Source organism: Kitasatospora sp. NPDC056181 (assembly GCF_042266225.1).
Taxonomy (GTDB): Bacteria; Actinomycetota; Actinomycetes; order Streptomycetales; family Streptomycetaceae; genus Kitasatospora.
This window is the reverse complement of the sequence record NZ_JBHJUK010000310.1, coordinates 1-2,426: the sequence shown is the minus strand read 5'-3', so window position 1 is coordinate 2,426 and position 2,426 is coordinate 1. Positions and strand designations below refer to the sequence as shown.

Sequence of the window (2,426 nt, the reverse complement as noted above, 5' to 3'; positions counted from 1 at the left end):
GTATTGGATATCCGCGTCCAAGCAGTTAGGCTGGGAAATAGGCAAATCCGTTTCCCATAAGGCTGAGCTGTGATGGCGAGCGAAATATAGTAGCGAAGTTCCTGATTCCACACTGCCAAGAAAAGCCTCTAGCGAGGTGAGAGGTGCCCGTACCGCAAACCGACACAGGTAGGCGAGGAGAGAATCCTAAGGTGATCGAGAGAACTCTCGTTAAGGAACTCGGCAAAATGACCCCGTAACTTCGGGAGAAGGGGTGCTCTGTTAGGGTGCAAGCCCGAGAGAGCCGCAGTGAATAGGCCCAGGCGACTGTTTAGCAAAAACACAGGTCTCTGCGAAGCCGTAAGGCGAAGTATAGGGGCTGACGCCTGCCCGGTGCTGGAAGGTTAAGAGGAGCGCTTAGCGTAAGCGAAGGTGCGAATTGAAGCCCCAGTAAACGGCGGCCGTAACTATAACGGTCCTAAGGTAGCGAAATTCCTTGTCGGGTAAGTTCCGACCCGCACGAAAGGCGCAACGATCTGGGCACTGTCTCAACGAGAGACTCGGTGAAATTATAGTACCTGTGAAGATGCAGGTTACCCGCGACAGGACGGAAAGACCCCGTGGAGCTTTACTGCAGCCTGATATTGAATGTTGGTACAGCTTGTACAGGATAGGTAGGAGCCTTGGAAACCGGAGCGCCAGCTTCGGTGGAGGCATCGGTGGGATACTACCCTGGCTGTATTGACCTTCTAACCCGCCGCCCTTATCGGGCGGGGAGACAGTGTCAGGTGGGCAGTTTGACTGGGGCGGTCGCCTCCTAAAAGGTAACGGAGGCGCCCAAAGGTTCCCTCAGAATGGTTGGAAATCATTCGCAGAGTGTAAAGGCACAAGGGAGCTTGACTGCGAGACCTACAAGTCGAGCAGGGACGAAAGTCGGGCTTAGTGATCCGGTGGTTCCGCATGGAAGGGCCATCGCTCAACGGATAAAAGCTACCCCGGGGATAACAGGCTTATCTCCCCCAAGAGTCCACATCGACGGGGAGGTTTGGCACCTCGATGTCGGCTCATCGCATCCTGGGGCTGTAGTCGGTCCCAAGGGTTGGGCTGTTCGCCCATTAAAGCGGTACGCGAGCTGGGTTCAGAACGTCGTGAGACAGTTCGGTCCCTATCCGTCGTGGGCGTAGGAAATTTGAGAGGAGCTGTCCTTAGTACGAGAGGACCGGGATGGACGCACCGCTGGTGTACCAGTTGTTCTGCCAAGGGCATCGCTGGGTAGCTATGTGTGGACGGGATAAGTGCTGAAAGCATCTAAGCATGAAGCCCCCCTCAAGATGAGATTTCCCATAGCGTAAGCTAGTAAGATCCCTGAAAGATGATCAGGTTGATAGGTTCGAGGTGGAAGCATGGTGACATGTGGAGCTGACGAATACTAATAGATCGAGGACTTAACCATATAATATGTAGCAAATGTTATCTAGTTTTGAAGGAATATGCCTTCATAGTTTGGTGATGATGGCAGAGAGGTCACACCCGTTCCCATACCGAACACGGAAGTTAAGCTCTCTAGCGCCGATGGTAGTTGGGACCTTGTCCCTGTGAGAGTAGGACGTTGCCAGGCAAATGGAGGATTAGCTCAGCTGGGAGAGCATCTGCCTTACAAGCAGAGGGTCGGCGGTTCGAGCCCGTCATCCTCCACCATTATATCATCGCGGGGTGGAGCAGTTCGGTAGCTCGTCGGGCTCATAACCCGAAGGTCGCAGGTTCAAATCCTGCCCCCGCAACCAAATTTTAAAATGGTCCGGTAGTTCAGTTGGTTAGAATGCCTGCCTGTCACGCAGGAGGTCGCGGGTTCGAGTCCCGTCCGGACCGCCATTTGAATACTTAGGCTCGGTAGCTCAGTTGGTAGAGCAACGGACTGAAAATCCGTGTGTCGGCGGTTCGATTCCGTCCCGAGCCACCATTTGCCGGTGTAGCTCAATTGGTAGAGCAACTGACTTGTAATCAGTAGGTTGGGGGTTCAAGTCCTCTGGCCGGCACTGTTTTTCAAAAAAATACGGAGGGGTAGCGAAGTGGCTAAACGCGGCGGACTGTAAATCCGCTCCCTCAGGGTTCGGCAGTTCGAATCTGCCCCCCTCCACCATTTTTGGGCTATAGCCAAGCGGTAAGGCAACGGACTTTGACTCCGTCATGCGTTGGTTCGAATCCAGCTAGCCCAGCCATAAAGCGCCATTAGCTCAGTTGGTAGAGCATCTGACTTTTAATCAGAGGGTCGAAGGTTCGAGTCCTTCATGGCTCACCATTTTACGCGGGTGTGGCGGAATTGGCAGACGCGCTAGACTTAGGATCTAGCGCCTTTGGCGTGGGGGTTCGACTCCCTTCACCCGCACTTTTAATAAAATATCTCATAACATGTCTTGCGGAAGTAGTTCAGTGGTAGAATACAACCT

At 53.5% G+C, this 2,426-nt stretch carries 9 tRNA genes and 2 rRNA genes; all 11 read left to right on the top strand.

From position 1 onward, the window contains the following. A 23S ribosomal RNA gene (locus tag ACFC1F_RS43140) occupies positions 1–1,432 on the top strand; the annotation flags it as partial. A gap of 49 nt (positions 1,433–1,481) precedes the next feature. Next, positions 1,482–1,597, top strand: a 5S ribosomal RNA gene (gene rrf, locus ACFC1F_RS43135). 4 nt (positions 1,598–1,601) lie between these two features. Next, positions 1,602–1,677: transfer RNA gene (locus ACFC1F_RS43130), tRNA-Val, on the top strand. A 9-nt stretch (positions 1,678–1,686) separates the two neighbouring features. Beyond that, positions 1,687–1,763: transfer RNA gene (locus tag ACFC1F_RS43125), tRNA-Met, on the top strand. An 11-nt stretch (positions 1,764–1,774) separates the two neighbouring features. Then, a tRNA-Asp gene (locus ACFC1F_RS43120) sits at positions 1,775–1,851 on the top strand. 12 nt (positions 1,852–1,863) lie between these two features. Further along, a tRNA-Phe gene (locus tag ACFC1F_RS43115) sits at positions 1,864–1,939 on the top strand. 3 nt (positions 1,940–1,942) lie between these two features. Continuing rightward, a tRNA-Thr gene (locus ACFC1F_RS43110) sits at positions 1,943–2,015 on the top strand. 19 nt (positions 2,016–2,034) lie between these two features. Beyond that, a tRNA-Tyr gene (locus tag ACFC1F_RS43105) sits at positions 2,035–2,119 on the top strand. A 4-nt stretch (positions 2,120–2,123) separates the two neighbouring features. Then, positions 2,124–2,198 (top strand) — tRNA-Gln (locus ACFC1F_RS43100). A gap of 4 nt (positions 2,199–2,202) precedes the next feature. Next, positions 2,203–2,278 (top strand) — tRNA-Lys (locus ACFC1F_RS43095). Positions 2,279–2,284: 6 nt separating this feature from the next. Beyond that, positions 2,285–2,365: transfer RNA gene (locus tag ACFC1F_RS43090), tRNA-Leu, on the top strand. The last annotated feature ends 61 nt before the right edge of the window (positions 2,366–2,426 follow it).